Consider the following 16,517-nt stretch of genomic DNA (forward strand, 5'->3'; position numbering starts at 1 on the left):
ACGGGGACGACGACGCCGAGGTGGAGCCGGTGGCTCAGGGCAGCTGTCCGATCGAGGAGAGCATGTCGGTGAACCACGGCTGGTCGACGTCGAACGCCTTGTGCCCGGCGATCCGCGACAGCTCGACCGCCCGCAGCTCGTCGCCCCGTTCCTCGTCGTTCCCCACGACCCCGGACTCGCCGCGCACGGCGCACTCGACGGCGACCTCGGCCATCTGGCGGATCAGCGCCAGGTCCGTCGCGTTGGCCGGAGCCGAGCGGGAGAAGTAGCCCGACTTCTGCACCATCTGCTTCTGGGCGCCGATCCGGGACCCGAACGCCTCGGCGAAGTACTTGCCGGGGTTGATGGTGTCGAGCTTGACGTGGCCGAAGGCGTCGCGGGCGACCGTGGTGCCGGCGGCCTCGAGCTCGGCGACGATGTCGGAGACGCCGGCGCCCTCGGAGAGGAAGATGTTGACCGAGCCGATCTCGTCCATCACCGCGCTGAGCCGGGCGGCCTCGGCCTCCAGGTCGATCGCCAGCTCGGGCACGTAGACGGCATGGATGTTCCAGCGCTCGGGGGTCAGACCGATGCTCGGCAGCCAGTCCTGCTCGGCGTGCCAGTCCAGGTAGGAGCGTGCCGCCGCCGCGGTGAGCCAGCCGCAGTTGCGGCCCATGACCTCGTGGACGATGAGCATCCGGGGGCTGGACCCGTGCTCGGCGAGCACGTTGCGGGCGAACAGCGCCGCCTGCTCCGCGGCGGTCTGGGACCCCAGGCTCTGCCGGATGGGGATGATGTCGTTGTCGATCGTCTTGGGCAGGCCCACGACGGTGAGCTCGACCTCGTGCTCCTTCAGGTACGCCGCCAGGTCGGCCGCTGCGGTGTTGGTGTCGTCCCCGCCGATGGTGTGCAGCACCGAGACCCCGTCGGCGACCAGCCGGTCGGCCGCCACCTGGAGGGCCGTCTCGTCGGGGCCGATCAGCCCGCGTCTGCGGCAGTCGGCATCGTTGGTGAGCTTCACCCTGCTGTTGCCCAGGGGGCTGCCGCCGAAGCGGTGCAGGATCGAGGCGCCGCGCCGGGCGTCCTCGTCGACCACGACGCTGTCCCCGGTCAGCAGGCCCTGGTAGCCGTGCCGGTAGGTGAGGATCTCGGTCTCCGGGGAGACCCGGGTCCAGGTCTCGATCAGGGCACCGACGGCCGAGGAGAGGCAGGGCGCATAGCCGCCGGCGGTCAGGATCGCGACACGGGTGGGAGACATGCCGGGAAGTCTAGGTTGTTGCGCTCGCGTCTGCCCGAGGACACAGTGGGAGGCCACAGTGGGCGGGGCGCGCCGGCGATCGGCGGTGGCTCGAGGGGCGAGGAGCGCAGATGGCCGAGACAAGTGCCGAACCGACCACGACGTCCACCGGGGAGCCCGGGCTCAAGCGGGTGATGGGGCCGCGCCTGCTCCTGCTGTTCATCGTCGGCGACATCCTGGGGGCCGGCGTCTACGCGGTGACCGGGCAGATGGCCGCCATCGTCGGCGGCATGGTCTGGCTCCCGTTCCTGCTGGCCTTCGTCGTGGCGACCCTCACCGCGCTGTCCTACCTCGAGCTGGTCACGAAGTACCCCCAGGCGGCGGGGGCGGCGCTGTACGTCCACAAGGCCTTCGGCATCCACTTCATCACCTTCCTGGTGGCGTTCGCGGTGGTCTGCTCCGGCATCACCAGTGCCTCGACCTCGGCCAACGTGCTGGCCCAGAACCTCACCGGCGGCCTGGTGGTCAACGGGTGGCTGGACGAGGCTCCGAGCACCACGGTGATCATGCTCATCGCGATGGCCTTCATGGTGCTGCTGGCGCTGATCAACCTGCGTGGGGTGGGGGAGTCGGTCAAGTTCAACGTGATCCTCACCCTGGTGGAGATGACCGCGCTGGGCATCGTGATCCTGGTCGGCTTCTGGGCGATGGCCCAGGGGGAGGGCGACGTCGGGCAGGTCTTCACCTTCGAGACCGCCGACGACCAGGGCTTGTTCATGGCGGTCACTCTCGCCACCTCCATCGCGTTCTTCGCCATGGTGGGGTTCGAGGACTCCGTCAACATGGTGGAGGAGTGCCAGGAGCCCCAGAAGATCTTCCCGCGGACCATGCTCACCGGCCTGGGCATCGCGGTGCTCATCTACATGCTGGTGGCGGTCGCGGTGGTGACGGTGCTGACCCCCAGCGAGCTGGAGACGATCAACGAGTCAGAGGGTCGAGCGCTGCTCGAGGTCGTCAGCAAGGGGGCTCCTGACTTCCCCATCGACCGGATCTTCCCCTTCCTGGCCGTCTTCGCGGTGGCGAACACGGCACTGATCAACATGCTGATGGCCAGCCGCCTGCTCTACGGCCTGGCCCTCCAGGACGTGCTGCCGCGCGTCCTGGGCAAGGTGGCGCCCCGGACCCGCGCACCCTGGGTCGGCATCCTCTTCTCCACCGTGCTGGCCCTGGGCCTGCTCTGGTACGTGGCGCGGGAGTCGGACAGCCCGGTGGTCACCCAGCTCTCCGGCACCACGGCGCTGCTCCTGCTCGCCGTCTTCAGCGTGGTCAACATCGCCTGCCTGGTGCTGCGCCGGGACCCGGCCTCGGGGTTCTTCAAGTCGCCCGGCCTCACCCCGTTGCTGGGCGCGGCGCTCGCCCTGGTTCTGCTCGTGGTGCCCTGGAACGAGCGAGACCCGCTGCAGTACAAGATCATGCTGTGGCTGCTCGGCATCGGCGTGGTGCTGTGGGCGCTGACCTGGCTCACCAACCGGGGCGTGCGGGCCAAGAAGACCGGCTTCCGCGACATCGAGCACCTCGACCACGAGTGACGAGGGTGCTCGGGGACCGCCCCGAGCCTCACGCGGCCGGACCACGCCTGTGGTACGGGTCCTGGACGCTCGCGCGTCGGACGTAGTCTGGGACGGTGAGCACCTTCCCACCCGACTCCTCCCTCGTGTCCTCGGACGTCATCCCCACCCTCGAGCAGCTGCACGCCATGGGCCCGGCCCAGCAGCCGACGTACGGCGACCGCGCCGCGCTCGACCGGGCGGTGGCCCGGCTCCGCAAGTCTCCGCCGCTGGTCTTCGCCGGTGAGTGCGACGACCTGATGACCAAGCTGGCCGCGGTCAGCCGGGGGGAGGCGTTCCTGCTCCAGGGTGGGGACTGCGCCGAGACCTTCGACGGCGTGACGGCCGACAACGTGCGCAACAAGCTGCGGGTGCTGCTGCAGATGGCGGTGGTGCTGACCTACGCGGCGTCGGTGCCGGTGGTCAAGCTGGGCCGGCTCGCGGGGCAGTACGCCAAGCCCCGGTCCTCCGACACCGAGACGCGGGACGGACTCACCCTGCCGGCCTACCGCGGGGATGCCGTCAACGGCTTCCCGTTCACCGCCGAGGACCGCGAGCCCGACCCCCAGCGACTGGTGGACGTCTACAACTCCTCCGCCGCCACGCTCAACCTGGTCCGCGCCTTCGTCACCGGCGGCTACGCCGACCTGCGCCAGGTGCACACCTGGAACACCGACTTCGTGCGCGACTCGCTGGCCGGCCAGCGCTACGAGACGGTGGCGAGCGAGATCGACCGCGCCCTGACCTTCATGCGGGCCATCGGTGCCGACCCCGACGAGTTCCACCGGGTCGACTTCCACTCCAGCCACGAGGCGCTGCTGCTGGAGTACGAGCAGGCCATGACCCGGATCGACAGCCGGACCCAGGCGCCGTACGACGTCTCGGCCCACTTCCTGTGGATCGGTGAGCGCACCCGCCAGATCTCCGGAGCGCACGTCGAGCTGCTGAGCCACATCCGCAACCCCATCGGCGTCAAGCTGGGCCCCACCACGACGCCGGACGACGCGCTGGCGCTGGCCGCCAAGCTCAACCCGGACAACGAGCCGGGGCGGCTGACGTTCATCACCCGCTTCGGTGCCCACAAGATCCGCGACGGCCTGCCGACGCTGGTGGAGAAGGTGGACGCGGCCGGCGTCAAGGTCGCCTGGGTCTGCGACCCGATGCACGGCAACACGTTCGAGGCGTCCTCGGGCTACAAGACGCGGCGCTTCGACGACGTGATCGAGGAGGTCCAGGGGTTCTTCGACGTGCACCGCTCGCTCGGCACCTGGCCGGGCGGGGTCCACGTGGAGCTCACCGGGGACGACGTGACCGAGTGCGTCGGCGGTGGGGAGGCCCTGGACGAGGCCGGCCTCAGTGACCGCTACGAGTCGGTGTGCGACCCCCGGCTCAACCGGGTGCAGTCCCTGGAGCTGTCGTTCCTGGTGGCGGAGATGCTGCGCAAGGCCTGACGCAGCGGGCTCCACCAGCACCTGCATAGCATCGGGGCGTGACGAACCTCATCGACCTGCGCTCCGACACCCTGACCCGCCCCACTCCCGACATGCGTGCCGCGATGGCACGCGCCGAGGTCGGCGACGACGTCTACGGCGAGGACCCGACGGTCCGCGCCCTGGAGGAGCGGGTGGCGGGGCTGTTCGGCCACGAGGACGCCCTGTTCACCCCGACCGGGTCGATGGCCAACGTGCTCGCCGTCCGCACCCTGGTGGGGCCGGGGGAGGAGGTGCTGTGCGAGTCGTCGGCGCACATCGCCCGCGCCGAGCTGGGGGCGCACGCCGCCTACACCGGGCTCACGATGCGCACCTGGAGCCACCCCCGCGGCGGGGTCGACCTGCCGGCCGTGGAGCGGATGTTCGCCCCCGACATGGGGCCGTTCTTCGTGCGCACCAAGGCGGTCTCGGTGGAGAACACCCACAACTTCGCCGGTGGCACCGTGCTCCCGCTGGCGGACCTGGACGCGCTGCATGCCTTCACCAGCGCACAGGGGATCGGACTGCACGTCGACGGGGCCCGGATCTGGAACGCCCACGTGGCCACCGGCACCCCGCTCTCCGCGTACGGCGCCCGCGCCGAGGTGATGGCGGTCTGCCTCTCCAAGGGGCTGGGGGCCCCGGTGGGCTCGCTGGTGGTCGGCTCGGCCGAGGCGATGGCGGAGTCCCGGGTGTGGCGCAAGCGGATGGGCGGCGGCATGCGGCAGGTGGGGATCCTGGCCGCGGCCGGCCTGCACGCCCTGGACCACCACGTGGAGAGGCTCGCCGAGGACCACGAGCACGCGCGCCTGCTGGCCGAGGCCTGCGGGGTGGACCCGGAGCAGGTGGAGACCAACATCGTGGTCCTGGAGAGGAGCGACGCCGCCGAGCTCGTCGAGGCCGCCTCGGCGGAGGGGATCAGGATCTCCACCGTGGGTCCCCGGACCGTCCGACTCGTGACCCACCTCGGGATCGATCGGGAGGACGCCCAGCGGGCGGCGACGGTGCTCGCCAAGCTCACGAGCTGAGCAGCCACGAGGCTCACCACGACGAGCCTCGCCACACGCTCAGGCGCGTCTGATCCGGGTGCTGGAGTCCACCCGGTTGACCACCGGCGGCATCCGGCGCACGGCCTGGGCCAGCTCGCGCAGCTCGCTGCCCAGCAGTGCCTGGGGTCCGTCGCACAACGCGGTCTCCGGGTTCGGGTGGACGTCGACGATGACGCCGTCGGCGCCCACCCCGATGGCTGCGCGGGTCAGCGGCACCACGAGGTCCTTGCGCCCGGCAGCGTGCGAGGGGTCGACGATGACCGGCAGGTGGCTGGTGGCCTGAACCACCGGGACGGCCGAGATGTCCAGGGTGTTGCGGGTCGACGGCTCGAAGGTCCGGATGCCGCGCTCGCAGAGCACGATGTCCAGGTTGCCGCGCTGGGCGATGTACTCCGCGGCCATCAGCCACTCCTCGATGGTGGCCGTCATGCCACGCTTGAGCAGCACCGGCTTGCCGGCCGTGCCGACGGCCTGCAGCAGGCCGAAGTTCGCCATGTTGCGGGTGCCGATCTGGAGCATGTCGGCATGTGCGGCCACCACGTCCACGTCCCGGGCGTCCACCACCTCGGTGACGATCGGCATCCCGGTCGCGGCGCGGACCGAGCTGAGGATCTTCAGGCCGTCCTCGCCGAGGCCCTGGAAGGCGTACGGCGAGGTGCGCGGCTTGTAGGCACCGCCGCGCAGCAGGGTGGCTCCCGCGGACTGCGCCATCCGGGCCGCGGCCATGGTCTGCTCGCTGGTCTCCACCGCGCACGGGCCGGCGATGAAGGTGAAGGAGTCCGGGCCGATGGGCACCTGGTGCTCCGGGGGGCCGACCCACACCGTGGAGCGCTGGGGGTGGTGCTGACGGCTCACCAGCTTGTACGGGTCGGAGATCCGGTGGACGTCCGCGACGCCGCCCAGGGCGCGCAGGTTCAGGTGGTGGAAGGACTCCAGGTCGCCGACCAGGCCGATGATGGCTCGCTCCACGCCGGTGGAGACGAAGGCCTTCCCGCCGACCCCCTCGACGCGGGACACCACCCGGGCGATGTCCTCCGCCGTGGCCTCTGGGGACATGACGACGACCATGGGGCGACGGTAGTGGCGCAGCGCGGCGCCGCACGCGCCACACCACGATGTGGACCGCGCCGCCCAGGCACCCGGCGGGCCGGGGTCAGACCGCGAGGTGCGGGACCTCGCCCTCGATCTTGCGCCGCGGCACGATCTCCACGACCACCATGGCGGTGAGCACCATGAGGCCGCCGACGACCAGTCGCGAGGTCACGGACTCGTCGCCCAGGAGCACGGCGAAGAGGGCGGCGAACACCGGCTCCAGGCTCATGATGATGGCGCACCGGGTGGGCGGCAGGTGGGCCTGGGCCCAGGTCTGCACGACGAGTGCCGCGGCGCCCGCGACCAGGGCCATGTAGAGCAGGGAGAGCCAGTCGCCTCGGGTCGCGGGGAGCACGATCCCGTCCGGGGCGGTGGCGGTCAGGCACACCAGGGTGATGACGACGAGCTGCACGATGGACATGCCCAACGCCTCGTCGGGCTTGGACCAGGCGCCGAGCCCCACGATGTGCAGGGCGTAGATCACCGCGGCCACCAAGGTGATGGCCTCGCCGTATCCCAGGCTCAGCCCGTTGAGGGTGAGCACCGCCAGACCCGCCGTGGCCAGGGCCACCGCAGCCCAGGTGAGGCGGGTGATCCGCGTCTTGAGGATCCAGGCGGCCAGCAGGGGGGTGAACACGACGTACATGCCGGTGATGAAGCCGCTCACGCTGGCGGCGGTGTGCGCCAGGCCGGCGGTCTGCAGGATCTGCGCGACACCGTAGAGCAGACCCAGCACCAGCGCGTGGCGGCGGGACTCCGCCGACAGCCTGCCCACGGCCCGGGGTGCGAGGACGAACAGCGCCACGCTGGCCACGGCGAAGCGGACCGCCAGGAAGTCCAGGGTGGGCACCCGGTCCAGGAGGTCCTTGATGAGGAAGAACGTGGAACCCCAGCTCGCGGTCATCGCGAGCAGGGCCAGGCTCGCGACCAGAGCGGTACGTCGCTCAGTCACGCTCAGTCACCCAGGCCTCCGCGCGCAGCCTCTTCAGCAGTGCCAGGTCCGGGTTCCCGACCTCGCGCGACCCGGGGGTCTCCAGCACGAACGGCACCCCGGCCGTCGCGGGATGGGAGAGGAGCTCGGCGAACGCACCGACCCCGATGTGTCCCTCGCCGAGCCGCATGTGCCGGTCCTTGCCGGCGCCGCGGACGTCCATCGAGTCGTTGGCGTGCACCAGGCGCAGCCGGCCCGGTCCGGCGATCTCGACCAGGCGGTCCACCGTCGCTGTGGTCCCACCGGGCTCGTCGAGGGGGGCACCCGCCGCGAAGACGTGGCAGGTGTCCAGGCAGATCCCGGCCCTGGGGTGGTGGTCCACCGCGGCCAGGTAGGGCTCCAGGTCCTCGACCCCGGCGCACAGCGACCGGCCCTGGCCCGCGGTGGGCTCGAGCAGCAGCCAGGGCGCGTCGTCGCCCTCCAGGGTCTCCAGGATCGGCAGCAGCGACTCGCGGACCTGCCTCATGGCCTCGGCGTACCGCAGGTCGCTGGCGCTGGGGTCGACGTAGGACCCGGTGTGCACCACGACTCCCTCGGCTCCCAGCTCTCGTCCCCGGCGCAGGTTGTGGGCCAGCACGGCGGCGGACTTCTCGTAGGTCGCGGCCGTGGGGGAGCCCAGGTTGACCAGGTAGGGGGCGTGCACGAACACCCGCAGGCCGCGCTCGGCGCAGGCCGTGCGGAAGCGGGCGTCCTGGACCGGGTCGCCGGCGGAGTGGGCCCACCCGCGAGGGTTCCCCGCGAAGATCTGGATGGTCTCGCAGCCCAGCTCGTCGGCGCTGGCCAGGGCGCCCGCGACCAGTCCCTTGCCCACCACGACGTGGGTGCCCACCGGGTTGCGCCGGGCCGGTGTCTGGTGGAGGGTCCGGGAGGCGGGGGTCACGTCGGGCAGCGCGTTCTGGGGCACCGCGACAGCCTAGGCGGCGCCGGTGGCTCCGCCCCTGCCGGTGCGCTCAGATCAGGCTGAGGGTGATGGTCGAGCCCTTCGGCACCGACTCGCCGGCGTCGGGATCGGTGCTCAGCACGAAGCCCAGCCCGATGTAGGTGCGCGACTCCCGGGTCTCCACGTCGAACCCCAGGGCCTCCAGCTGCTCCCTGGCGGCATCCACCCCGGAGGCGACCACGTTGGGCATCTCGACCAGCTCGGGACCGCGGGAGACGACCAGGGCCACGGTCTCGCCCTTGAAGAGGGTCCCGCTGCTGGGGGACTGGCTGATCACCTCGCCGGCCGGGACGTCGTCGTTGAAGACCTCCTCGCGGGTCACCACCAGCTTGCGCTTCTCCAGCACCTGCTGGGCGCGCTCGGCGCTGCGGCCTGTGAAGTCGGTGACCGTCCTCGGCTTGCGACCCTTGCTGACCACCACGTTGACGGTCGCACCAGGCTTGAGCGTGGTGCCGGCTGGCGGGTCCGAGGACATCACGACGCCGGCCGGGACCGACTCGCTGAAGCGCTCCACGGCCCGCCCGTAGGTGAGGTTGAGGGAGGTGACGGCGTCCTGGGCGGCATCGAGGTCCTTGCCCTCGAGCGCGGGCACGTCGTAGCGCTCCAGCCCCTGGGAGACCACCAGCGTGACGGTGCCCCCCTTGGTCACCCGGGCGCCGGGGTCGGGGTCGGTGGACAGGACCGACCCGGCGGGGACGGTCTCGGAGTAGGCGGGGTCACCGAGCTCGGTCTCCAGGCCGGCGTCCTCCAGGGAGGACACGGCCTCGGCCTCGGCCATGCCCAGGACTCCGGGAGTGGTGGTGTAGCGCGCGAAGCCGAACCACCAGGCGCCGACGCCGAGGCCGACGACCAGCACCAGGGCGATGGCCAGGAGCACCGGCCCGCGTCGCGAGCGCCGTGGCCGGTCGCGCGGCTCGTCCGGGAGGTCGGTTCGGGCAGGGGGAAGCCGGTGGATCGCAGGGGGGGCCGACGGCGCCGGCAGGGTCTGGATCTGGCGGGTGTGGTCGACCTGCTCGTCGCGGCGCGGCTCGGTGGGGAACGGCACGATGTCGTGGTCGGCGGGGTCCTCGATGTCCACCAGGCCGTCGCGGTCCGCGGCCTCCTCCACCTCCAGGGGCGCATGCGCCGGGAGTGGGCGGAGGTCGGCCTCCAGCTCCGGGTCCTCCAGCAGCCCGTCGCGCAGCGTCTGGGCCACCCGGTGCACCTGGTGCAGCAGGACGCTCGCGTCGGCCGAGCGCTGGCTACGGTCCCGGGCGGTCGCGCGGGCCACCAGCGCGTCGACGTACGCCGGGATGCCCGGCACCTTCGCCGACGGCGCGGGCACGTCCTCGTGGACGTGCTGGTAGGCGACCTGGATCTGCGACTCGCCATCGTGCGGCTTGGTGCCGGTGAGCAGCTCGTAGAGGATCACGCCGACCGCGTAGACGTCGGCGCGCTCGTCAGCGCGGCCCTGGACGACCAGCTCGGGTGCCAGGTAGGAGACCGTGCCGATCAGGACGCCGGTGGCGGTGTGCTGCGTGTGGGCGCTGACCGCCTTGGCCAGCCCGAAGTCGGCGACCTTGACCTGGCTGCCGCCCGGCTCGTCGGCGATCAGCACGTTCTCGGGCTTGATGTCGCGGTGCACGAGGCCGGCGCGGTGCGCGGTGGCCAGCGCCGAGAGCACCGGGTCGAGCAGTGCGAGCGCCCGCGCCGGAGCCATCGGTGACTCCTTGCGGATGACGTCGCGCAGGGTGTGGCCCGGGACGTACTCCATGGCCAGGAAGACCGTCCCGTCGTCCTCGCCCTGGTCGTAGACCGAGACGATGTTGGGGTGCGAGAGCCCGGCGGCGGCGCGCGCCTCCCGCACGAAGCGCGCGACGAACTCCTCGTCGTCGCCCAGCCCGGGGTGCATCACCTTGACCGCCACGACCCGGTCCAGCCGAGTGTCCACGGCCTCGTAGACCGAGGCCATGCCACCACGCGCGATCCGCCTCAGGATCCGGTAGCGCCGCTCCAGGGTCCGCCCGACCATGGGGTCGCCGGAGTCGCGGGGCGTGCGGCTGGGCGCATGCTGGTCTGGCTCCACCAGGGACCTCCGAACTGACCGGACGGGGAAGAATCCGTGGCTCAATCGTACGGACGTGGGCCACCGAGCGTGGGCGGCAGTCCATCCCGGCGTGGCGTGCGCCCCTCCGCGGCTCGGCTCCCGGACCTTGCGGGTGGCACGATGGGCACATGAACGACGTACCTCTGGCCGATGCCGACCTCGACGCACTCGTCCCCGACTGGATCGACTGGGCGGCCGCCGCGAAGCTCCTCGGGGTGACCGTGAGCCGGGTGCGCACCATGATCCGCGAGCACGAGCTGGCCGCCGCCGTCCCGCGTCCCGGGGCGGGACAGCAGATCCCGGCGGACTTCATCCAGGACGGCCTGGTCACCAAGGGGCTGCCGGGCCTGCTGACGGTGATGCACGACGGGGGCTACGACGACCGTGAGGCGATCGCCTGGCTCTTCACCGACCTGGACCTGCCGGGCCGGCCGATCGACGCACTGCGCGAGAACCGGGGTGCGGAGGTCAAGCGCCGCGCCCAGGCGATGGCCTTCTGAGGGCTCGCCGGCGGTGCCTCAGACGGTGCCTCAGACGGTGCGCTGGGTGACGGCAGCCGCGAGGTCGCGCAGCACTCCGCGGGCGTCGTCGTCGATCTCGGCCTGGTCGAGCGCGGTCAGGGAGAGCGCGCAGAGCTGCTCGATGACGACCTCGACCTGGTCATGGGCGCCGGAGGCGTCGATGATCTGCCGCAGCCGGTCCACCTGGGCGGCGTCCAGCGGTCGGCCGAGTGCGGTGTCGAGCTCGAGGGCGCCGTCCCCGCCGGCGTCCAGCGCCAGTGCCACCAGCACGGTGCGCTTGCCCTCCACCAGGTCGTCGCCCGCAGGCTTGCCGGTGGTCGCCGGGTCGCCGTAGACGCCGAGCAGGTCGTCGCGGAGCTGGAAGGCCTCGCCGAGGGGCAGGCCGAAGCCGGAGAGCCGGGCGAGGTCCGCGGGCGCCGCGCCGGCCAGCGCCGCGCCGATGTGCAGGGGACGCTCGATGGAGTACTTGGCCGACTTGTAGCGCAGCACCGTCATCGCGGTCTCCACGTCGGCGTGGCCGCGGGCCTGCACCGAGACGTCGAGGAACTGGCCGGCGATCACCTCGGAGCGACACAGGTCGAAGACCTCCAGCGCCGGAGCCACCTGCGCGAACGGCAGGCCGCAGCGCCGCAGCAGCTCGTCGGACCAGGAGAGCAGCAGGTCGCCGAGCAGGATCGCCGCGGAGGCGCCGTACTGTCCGGGCGCCCCACGCCAGCCGCGCTGGCGGTGCTCGGCCTCGAACGCCCGGTGCGTCGCGGGCCGGCCCCGGCGGGTGTCGGAGGCGTCCATGTAGTCGTCGTGCACCAGGGCGCTGGCGTGCAGCAGCTCCAGCGCCGCGCAGGCCCGCACCAGGGCCGTCTCGTCCTCGACCCGGGGCTGCACTGCTCGGTAGCCCCACCAGCAGAACGCGGCCCGGAAGCGCTTGCCCCCGGTCATCGCCGCCCTGGCCTCCTCGAGCAGGCGCGCGGCGTCCGGGCCCAGGGGGGCCAGGCGGTCGGCCTGCTCGCTGAGGAACTCGTCCAGCGCGTCCTGGATCGAGCTGCGGAAGGCCGCTGGGTCCCAGCCGGAGGAGGTGAGGTCGTGCGACGGCGCGGACACAGTCATGAAGACTAGCCAGTGGACATCCCCGGGGGGACAGGTGGTCCGTCCCTAGGATTCGGCGCATGAGTCCCGCCCCCGTACCCGGCATCGGTGACCTCGTGAGCCGCGGTGACCACTCCTTCTCCTTCGAGTTCTTCCCGCCCAAGGACGAGGCCGGGGAGCGGGTGCTGTGGGACTCGATCCGGGAGCTGGAGAAGCTCCGGCCCACCTTCGTCTCGGTGACCTACGGGGCGGGCGGCAGCACCCGCGACCGCACGGTGGCGATCACCGGTCGCATCGCGCGCGAGACCAGCCTGCTTCCGATGGCGCACCTGACGTGCGTGGGGCACACCTGCGCGGAGATCGGCCAGATCCTGGACGACCTCGTCGCCGCCGGGGTGCGCAACGTCCTGGCCCTGCGGGGCGACCCGCCCACCGGGCCGGGGACCCCCTGGGTGCAGACCGAGGGGGAGTGCGCTACGCCAGCGAGCTCGTCTCCTTCATCAGGTCCGCGGCCGAGGTCTCGGTCGGGGTCGCGGCCTTCCCCGAGGGGCACCGCGACGCCGAGAGCCTCGAGGCGGACGTCCGCGCCCTGCGCGCCAAGTACGACGCGGGGGCGGAGTTCGCGATCACCGACATGGTGCTGCGGGCCTCGGACTACTTCGGCCTGGTCGAGCGCGCCCGCGCCGCCGGCGTGGACTTCCCGATCATCCCGGGGGTGATGCCGATCCTGGGCATCGCCTCGATGCGCCGGATGGCCGATATGTCGGGGCGCGCCATACCCGCGGAGACCGAGGCTCGGCTGCTGCCCCACCAGGACGACCCGGCGGCGCTGCGCGCCGAAGGTGTGCGGATCGCCACCGAGATGTGCGCGGAGCTGCTGGCCGGGGGTGCCCCGGGGCTGCACTTCTACACCCTGAACAGGTCCCGGGCGACCCGGGAGATCTGGGCGGCGCTGCGCATTCCCGTGTGAGCCTCGCGCTGGCTAGTCTCACCGCATGCAGCGCACGGTCACGGTCACGGGTCACGGGTTCGCACCGGCGGTCCCGGACTCCGCCGTGGTCACGGTGGTCGGCGTCCGCCGGGCGCCCACCGTGGCCGAGGCCGTGGCGGGCGTCGACGCCGCGGTGAGCGGCATCGTGGCCGTGGCGCGAGGGTTCGTGACCGGGGCCGGCGGCCGGGAGGCCGACGTCGCGAGCGCGGGGCTGCAGGTGTGGGCCACGACCGGCCCCGATGGGGCCCCGGACGGCTTCGAGGCCTCCCACCGGCTCAGGATCCGCTGTCCCAACCTGCCTTCGGCCTCCGCGCTGGTGGTGGGGCTGGCCGCAGAGGTCGGGGACGCGCTGCGGATCGAGGCCGTGGCTCTGGAGGTCACCGATCCCGGGCCGGCCGCCACGGCGGCGCGGGAGAGCGCCTATGCCGATGCCAGGAAGCGGGCCGCGCACCTGGCCGGGCTCGCCGGAGCGGAGCTGGGTGACGTGCTCGTGCTGGAGGACGGGCTCGCCGGGAGTCCAGGGATCGCTCGCATGGACCAGGCGAGTGCTGGGCTCGAGCCGGGGGAGTCGATGCTGGACGCCGCGGTCACCGTGACCTGGCAGCTGCTGTAGCTCCGGCGGGCTGCTCAGGCGGGACCGATGGCCTGGGCGACCAGGGCGGCCGAGAGCCCGACGAAGGGCAGGCCGGACCCGGGAGTGGCGTGGGCGCCCGCGGCGTACACGCCGGGCACGGGGGTCCGGGGACCGAGCCTGCGACGCACCGTGCCGCGTCCCTGCCACGCGACGCCCAGCGGGGAGCCGCCCCACTGCTCGAGCAGCTGTGCGGGGGTGCGGTCGACGCGTACGGCGACCTGTCCGCGCACGTCGAGGCCGTGACCGGCCAGGGCGGCCACCAGGTCGCCGGAGGCCGGGACCCGGCTGTGCACCGTCCAGGCGGTCCCGCCGGGGGGTGCCGTCCCACCAGTGCGCAGCACCAGCGGGACGTCGCCGTGCAGCACCACCTCGGCGGGCAGGTCCGGTACCTCGCCGGTCAGGCCGAGGTAGCAGACCGCGTCCGGAGTCAGGGGCCTGGTCCTGGACACGTGCGCTCGCAGCGCCGGGAGCCGGCGCGGGTCCACAGCGCAGACCACCGCGTCGGCGTCCACCTCACCGGCCGCGGTGACCACCGCCACCGCTCGTCCGGCGCGCACCACCAGGTCCTCGGCCTGGGTCCCGAGGAGAACCTGCACCCGGCGTGTCTGGAGGCGGTGCGCCAGGGCCTCGCCGAGCTGAGCCAGCCCTCCGGGGACGGTCCAGGCGCCGAACTTCTGCTCCAGGTACGACACGGTGCCCAGCCACGCCGGCACTCGGCGAAGGTCGTGGCCGTCCATGGCGAGGGGGTGGCCGGCCACCAGTCGCAGGCGTGGGTCCGGAAGCGCCTTGCGGAGCCTGTGGAGCAGGCTCTCCCGGCCCTCGAGGAGGTTTCGGGTCTCGCGGCGGGCCAGCGCGGGGTCCCACGGACGCTCGAGGTAGTCGCGCCGCAGCAGCTCCCACTCCTCGCCGAGGGTGTCGACGTACGCCGTCCACGCCGCACCGAGGCCGGCGCCGAGCGCGTCGAAGGCGGCCTTCTGTCGGGCCCGGGAGCCGCCCGGAAGCCGCACCGAGGTGCCGTCGGTGAACCGGTGCTCACGGATCACCTCGACCGGGACCAGCTCGAGCTCCCGCTCCAGGGGGCGACCGGACTTGCGGAACAGGTCGCGGACCACGGCGGGCACCAGGGTCGTCGAGGGGCCCGAGTCCCAGCGATAGTCGGCCTCGGCGGTCCAGGACAAGGCGCCGCCGAGGCTCTGCGAGCGTTCCAGCAGGGTGACCTCGTGGCCGAGCTTGGCGAGCCGGGCGGCGCTGGCCAGACCGCCGAAGCCGCCCCCGATCACCACCACGCGCATGGCGAGAGGCTAGTCCCGACCTCTGGGAGGCGCCGCGGCTGGGCTGGTCACTCGGCGGCGATCACCCGGGCCAGGGAGTCGGCGTCGCGGCCGACGACGGTGGTCCCGTCGCCCGCGGTGAGGATGGGACGCTGGATCGCCCGAGGATGGGCCGCGAGGGCGGCGAGCCACTCCTGCCGGTGCTCGGGGTCCCGGGGCAGGTCGATCCCTGCCTCTCGGCTCTCCGCGGGGCGGGCCAGGTGCCAGGGCTCGACGCCGAGCCGGGCCACCACCTCGGCGAGCTCCTCCACCCCGGGCACGTCCTCGAGATAGCGGCGCACCGTGTAGTCGACCCCGGCCGCGTCCAGCTCGGCGACTGCGGCCCGGCACTTGCTGCAGGCGGGGTTGAGCCAGATCTCCATCGTCTCCACCTCGAGCTCTCGTTCGTCGGGTCCGCAGGTCCTGGCCCCCATCCTGCCCGGCCCCACGGGACCGCCGGCGATCACCTCGCCGGTACCGTTGCGGCGCGGCTCGGGCCAAACGTCGTGTCGCCGCCGGTGCCCGGCTGCCGTCCTGCGACCCTGTCAGGGATGGCACCAGCCGCCGTCCACGCTCTTTCCGCGCCGTACCTCGTCCACTTGGGAGAACCACTCATGATCGTCCGGCCTGCCTCGGTCAACCGGGTCACCATCGTCGCGCTGGCGCTGGTCCTGACCGCGGGCGTGATCACCGTGCTGACCTGGATCTTCTCCGACGACCTGCTGACCTCCTGGGCCGAGGGCAACAGCGGGGCGCGGGTGATCCTTCAGGAGGGCGGCCTGGACGCGGTGCGCGAGACCCTGACGGTCCCGGCGTTCGTCCCGGTCGCGATCACCTCGTTCGTGGTCTTCTCGATGCTGGTCGGGGTGCTGGTCGCCTTCTTCGTCGAGGGGTTCACCTGGGCGCGGCTCTCGCTGGCGGTGATCGCAGTGTTCGGCGTCTTCCTGGCGGTGCTGTGCGTGGCCAGCGGCATCCCGACGCTGTTCGTGGTGATGGCGGTCCTGATGATCGTCCTGTGCCTGCTGTTGCTGTTCTTCCTCTTCCACAAGGACACCAGCCGCTACTTCCGCGAGAGCTGAGCTCACGCGCCGCCCGGCGCCGGTTGATCCATTGACCCGGTGTCGGTGGTGAGGTGTACCTTTTCCTTGTTCGAACAAATGTTCGAACGGGAGGAGGAGTCATGAGGCGGTACGACGATCCCGTGGAGGTTCGGCAGGGGCTGGTGCCCGGGGGCGACCCCGGGTCGCCGGAGCAGTTCCTGTGGCGTGGCCGGCTGTGGAAGGTGCGCTCGGTGGTGGCCCACTGGGTGGAGACGACGCCGTGGTGGCAGTCCTCGGGTGCCCGGGCCGTGGTGGGGGACGACGAGCCGCTCGGCACCGGTGGGGCCGACCTGCTGGTGGAGCGGGAGATGTGGCGGGTCGAGGCGGGGCGGGGTCTGGCTCGCGACGATGCTCCGTCGGGTGGGGTCTTCGACCTCTCCTTCGACGGGACGGCCGGCCGCTGGCAGCTCGTCGGCTGCGTGGACTGA

General features: G+C 72.3%; 15 protein-coding genes and 1 pseudogene. 8 read left to right on the top strand and 8 right to left on the bottom strand.

What is annotated here, in order from left to right:
• Positions 1-34: 34 nt before the first annotated feature.
• Positions 35-1,237 carry a pyrophosphate--fructose-6-phosphate 1-phosphotransferase gene (locus C0R66_RS07310; RefSeq protein WP_101524150.1) on the bottom strand — a complete coding sequence of 401 codons (1,203 nt, stop codon included), beginning with the start codon at positions 1,235-1,237 and terminating at the stop codon, positions 35-37.
• A gap of 110 nt (positions 1,238-1,347) precedes the next feature.
• On the opposite strand from C0R66_RS07310, the gene C0R66_RS07315 reads away from it, so the two are divergent.
• From C0R66_RS07315 to C0R66_RS07325, 3 genes are all read left to right on the top strand, one after another.
• On the top strand, positions 1,348-2,805 hold the full coding sequence (locus C0R66_RS07315; protein ID WP_101524151.1) for an APC family permease: 1,458 nt from the start codon (positions 1,348-1,350) through the stop codon (positions 2,803-2,805).
• Positions 2,806-2,972: 167 nt separating this feature from the next.
• Positions 2,973-4,274 carry a class II 3-deoxy-7-phosphoheptulonate synthase gene (locus C0R66_RS07320; RefSeq protein WP_101526100.1) on the top strand — a complete coding sequence of 434 codons (1,302 nt, stop codon included), beginning with the start codon at positions 2,973-2,975 and terminating at the stop codon, positions 4,272-4,274.
• Between the two features lie 38 nt (positions 4,275-4,312).
• Entirely contained in the window at positions 4,313-5,320 is a 1,008-nt protein-coding gene (locus C0R66_RS07325) for a threonine aldolase family protein (protein ID WP_275888071.1), read from the top strand.
• A gap of 39 nt (positions 5,321-5,359) precedes the next feature.
• On the opposite strand, the gene aroF is transcribed toward C0R66_RS07325, so the two are convergent.
• The 4 genes from aroF to pknB all read right to left on the bottom strand — a co-directional run bounded on the left by aroF (position 5,360) and on the right by pknB (position 10,429).
• Entirely contained in the window at positions 5,360-6,409 is a 1,050-nt protein-coding gene (aroF, locus tag C0R66_RS07330) for a 3-deoxy-7-phosphoheptulonate synthase (protein WP_101524152.1), read from the bottom strand.
• Positions 6,410-6,494: 85 nt separating this feature from the next.
• Positions 6,495-7,385: a DMT family transporter gene (locus C0R66_RS07335; protein ID WP_240311607.1), complete on the bottom strand. Its 891-nt coding sequence runs from the start codon at positions 7,383-7,385 to the stop codon at positions 6,495-6,497.
• On the bottom strand, positions 7,378-8,328 hold the full coding sequence (locus C0R66_RS07340; RefSeq protein WP_241901613.1) for a deoxyribonuclease IV: 951 nt from the start codon (positions 8,326-8,328) through the stop codon (positions 7,378-7,380). Before C0R66_RS07340 ends, C0R66_RS07335 begins: the two co-directional genes overlap by 8 nt.
• A gap of 46 nt (positions 8,329-8,374) precedes the next feature.
• Positions 8,375-10,429 (bottom strand): Stk1 family PASTA domain-containing Ser/Thr kinase, encoded by a 2,055-nt coding sequence (gene pknB, locus C0R66_RS07345; protein ID WP_241901614.1) that lies wholly within the window; start codon positions 10,427-10,429, stop codon positions 8,375-8,377.
• A 149-nt stretch (positions 10,430-10,578) separates the two neighbouring features.
• On the opposite strand from pknB, the gene C0R66_RS07350 reads away from it, so the two are divergent.
• Positions 10,579-10,950 carry an Rv2175c family DNA-binding protein gene (locus tag C0R66_RS07350; protein WP_101524153.1) on the top strand — a complete coding sequence of 124 codons (372 nt, stop codon included), beginning with the start codon at positions 10,579-10,581 and terminating at the stop codon, positions 10,948-10,950.
• A gap of 30 nt (positions 10,951-10,980) precedes the next feature.
• Here the strand turns inward: C0R66_RS07350 and C0R66_RS07355 are convergent, their stop codons facing one another.
• Positions 10,981-12,075: a polyprenyl synthetase family protein gene (locus tag C0R66_RS07355; protein WP_101524154.1), complete on the bottom strand. Its 1,095-nt coding sequence runs from the start codon at positions 12,073-12,075 to the stop codon at positions 10,981-10,983.
• Positions 12,076-12,134: 59 nt separating this feature from the next.
• Between C0R66_RS07355 and metF the strand changes: the two are divergent.
• Both metF and C0R66_RS07365 read left to right on the top strand, forming a co-directional pair.
• A pseudogene (metF, locus tag C0R66_RS07360) lies at positions 12,135-13,024 on the top strand (methylenetetrahydrofolate reductase [NAD(P)H]).
• Between the two features lie 25 nt (positions 13,025-13,049).
• On the top strand, positions 13,050-13,658 hold the full coding sequence (locus C0R66_RS07365) for an SIMPL domain-containing protein (protein WP_101524155.1): 609 nt from the start codon (positions 13,050-13,052) through the stop codon (positions 13,656-13,658).
• Between the two features lie 14 nt (positions 13,659-13,672).
• On the opposite strand, the gene C0R66_RS07370 is transcribed toward C0R66_RS07365, so the two are convergent.
• Together C0R66_RS07370 and C0R66_RS07375 are read right to left on the bottom strand one after the other, a co-directional pair.
• Complete coding sequence (locus C0R66_RS07370) at positions 13,673-14,971, bottom strand: phytoene desaturase family protein (RefSeq protein ID WP_101524156.1); 1,299 nt, start codon at positions 14,969-14,971, stop codon at positions 13,673-13,675.
• Between the two features lie 47 nt (positions 14,972-15,018).
• Complete coding sequence (locus tag C0R66_RS07375) at positions 15,019-15,372, bottom strand: ArsC/Spx/MgsR family protein (protein WP_101526105.1); 354 nt, start codon at positions 15,370-15,372, stop codon at positions 15,019-15,021.
• Positions 15,373-15,603: 231 nt separating this feature from the next.
• Here C0R66_RS07375 and C0R66_RS07380 point away from each other — a divergent pair, with 231 nt between their 5' ends.
• The gene (locus C0R66_RS07380) at positions 15,604-16,068 is read left to right on the top strand and encodes a hypothetical protein (RefSeq protein ID WP_101524157.1); all 465 of its coding nucleotides are present in this window, start codon (positions 15,604-15,606) and stop codon (positions 16,066-16,068) included.
• A 101-nt stretch (positions 16,069-16,169) separates the two neighbouring features.
• On the top strand, positions 16,170-16,517 hold the full coding sequence (locus C0R66_RS07385) for a DUF6504 family protein (protein WP_101524158.1): 348 nt from the start codon (positions 16,170-16,172) through the stop codon (positions 16,515-16,517).

The sequence above is a fragment of the Nocardioides houyundeii genome, assembly GCF_002865585.1.
Lineage (GTDB): Bacteria > Actinomycetota > Actinomycetes > Propionibacteriales > Nocardioidaceae > Nocardioides > Nocardioides houyundeii.

Excerpts from the sequence above, each read along its gene's own strand:
- C0R66_RS07370 (WP_101524156.1), bottom strand. The coding sequence starts at position 14,971 with ATGCGCGTGGTGGTGATCGGGGGCGGCTTCGGCGGTCTGGCCAGCGCC.
- C0R66_RS07365 (WP_101524155.1), top strand. The coding sequence starts at position 13,050 with ATGCAGCGCACGGTCACGGTCACGGGTCACGGGTTCGCACCGGCGGTC.
- aroF (WP_101524152.1), bottom strand. The coding sequence starts at position 6,409 with ATGGTCGTCGTCATGTCCCCAGAGGCCACGGCGGAGGACATCGCCCGG.
- C0R66_RS07315 (WP_101524151.1), top strand. The coding sequence starts at position 1,348 with ATGGCCGAGACAAGTGCCGAACCGACCACGACGTCCACCGGGGAGCCC.
- C0R66_RS07310 (WP_101524150.1), bottom strand. The coding sequence starts at position 1,237 with ATGTCTCCCACCCGTGTCGCGATCCTGACCGCCGGCGGCTATGCGCCC.
- C0R66_RS07320 (WP_101526100.1), top strand. The coding sequence starts at position 2,973 with ATGGGCCCGGCCCAGCAGCCGACGTACGGCGACCGCGCCGCGCTCGAC.
- C0R66_RS07375 (WP_101526105.1), bottom strand. The coding sequence starts at position 15,372 with ATGGAGATCTGGCTCAACCCCGCCTGCAGCAAGTGCCGGGCCGCAGTC.
- C0R66_RS07355 (WP_101524154.1), bottom strand. The coding sequence starts at position 12,075 with ATGACTGTGTCCGCGCCGTCGCACGACCTCACCTCCTCCGGCTGGGAC.
- C0R66_RS07380 (WP_101524157.1), top strand. The coding sequence starts at position 15,604 with ATGATCGTCCGGCCTGCCTCGGTCAACCGGGTCACCATCGTCGCGCTG.
- C0R66_RS07385 (WP_101524158.1), top strand. The coding sequence starts at position 16,170 with ATGAGGCGGTACGACGATCCCGTGGAGGTTCGGCAGGGGCTGGTGCCC.
- C0R66_RS07350 (WP_101524153.1), top strand. The coding sequence starts at position 10,579 with ATGAACGACGTACCTCTGGCCGATGCCGACCTCGACGCACTCGTCCCC.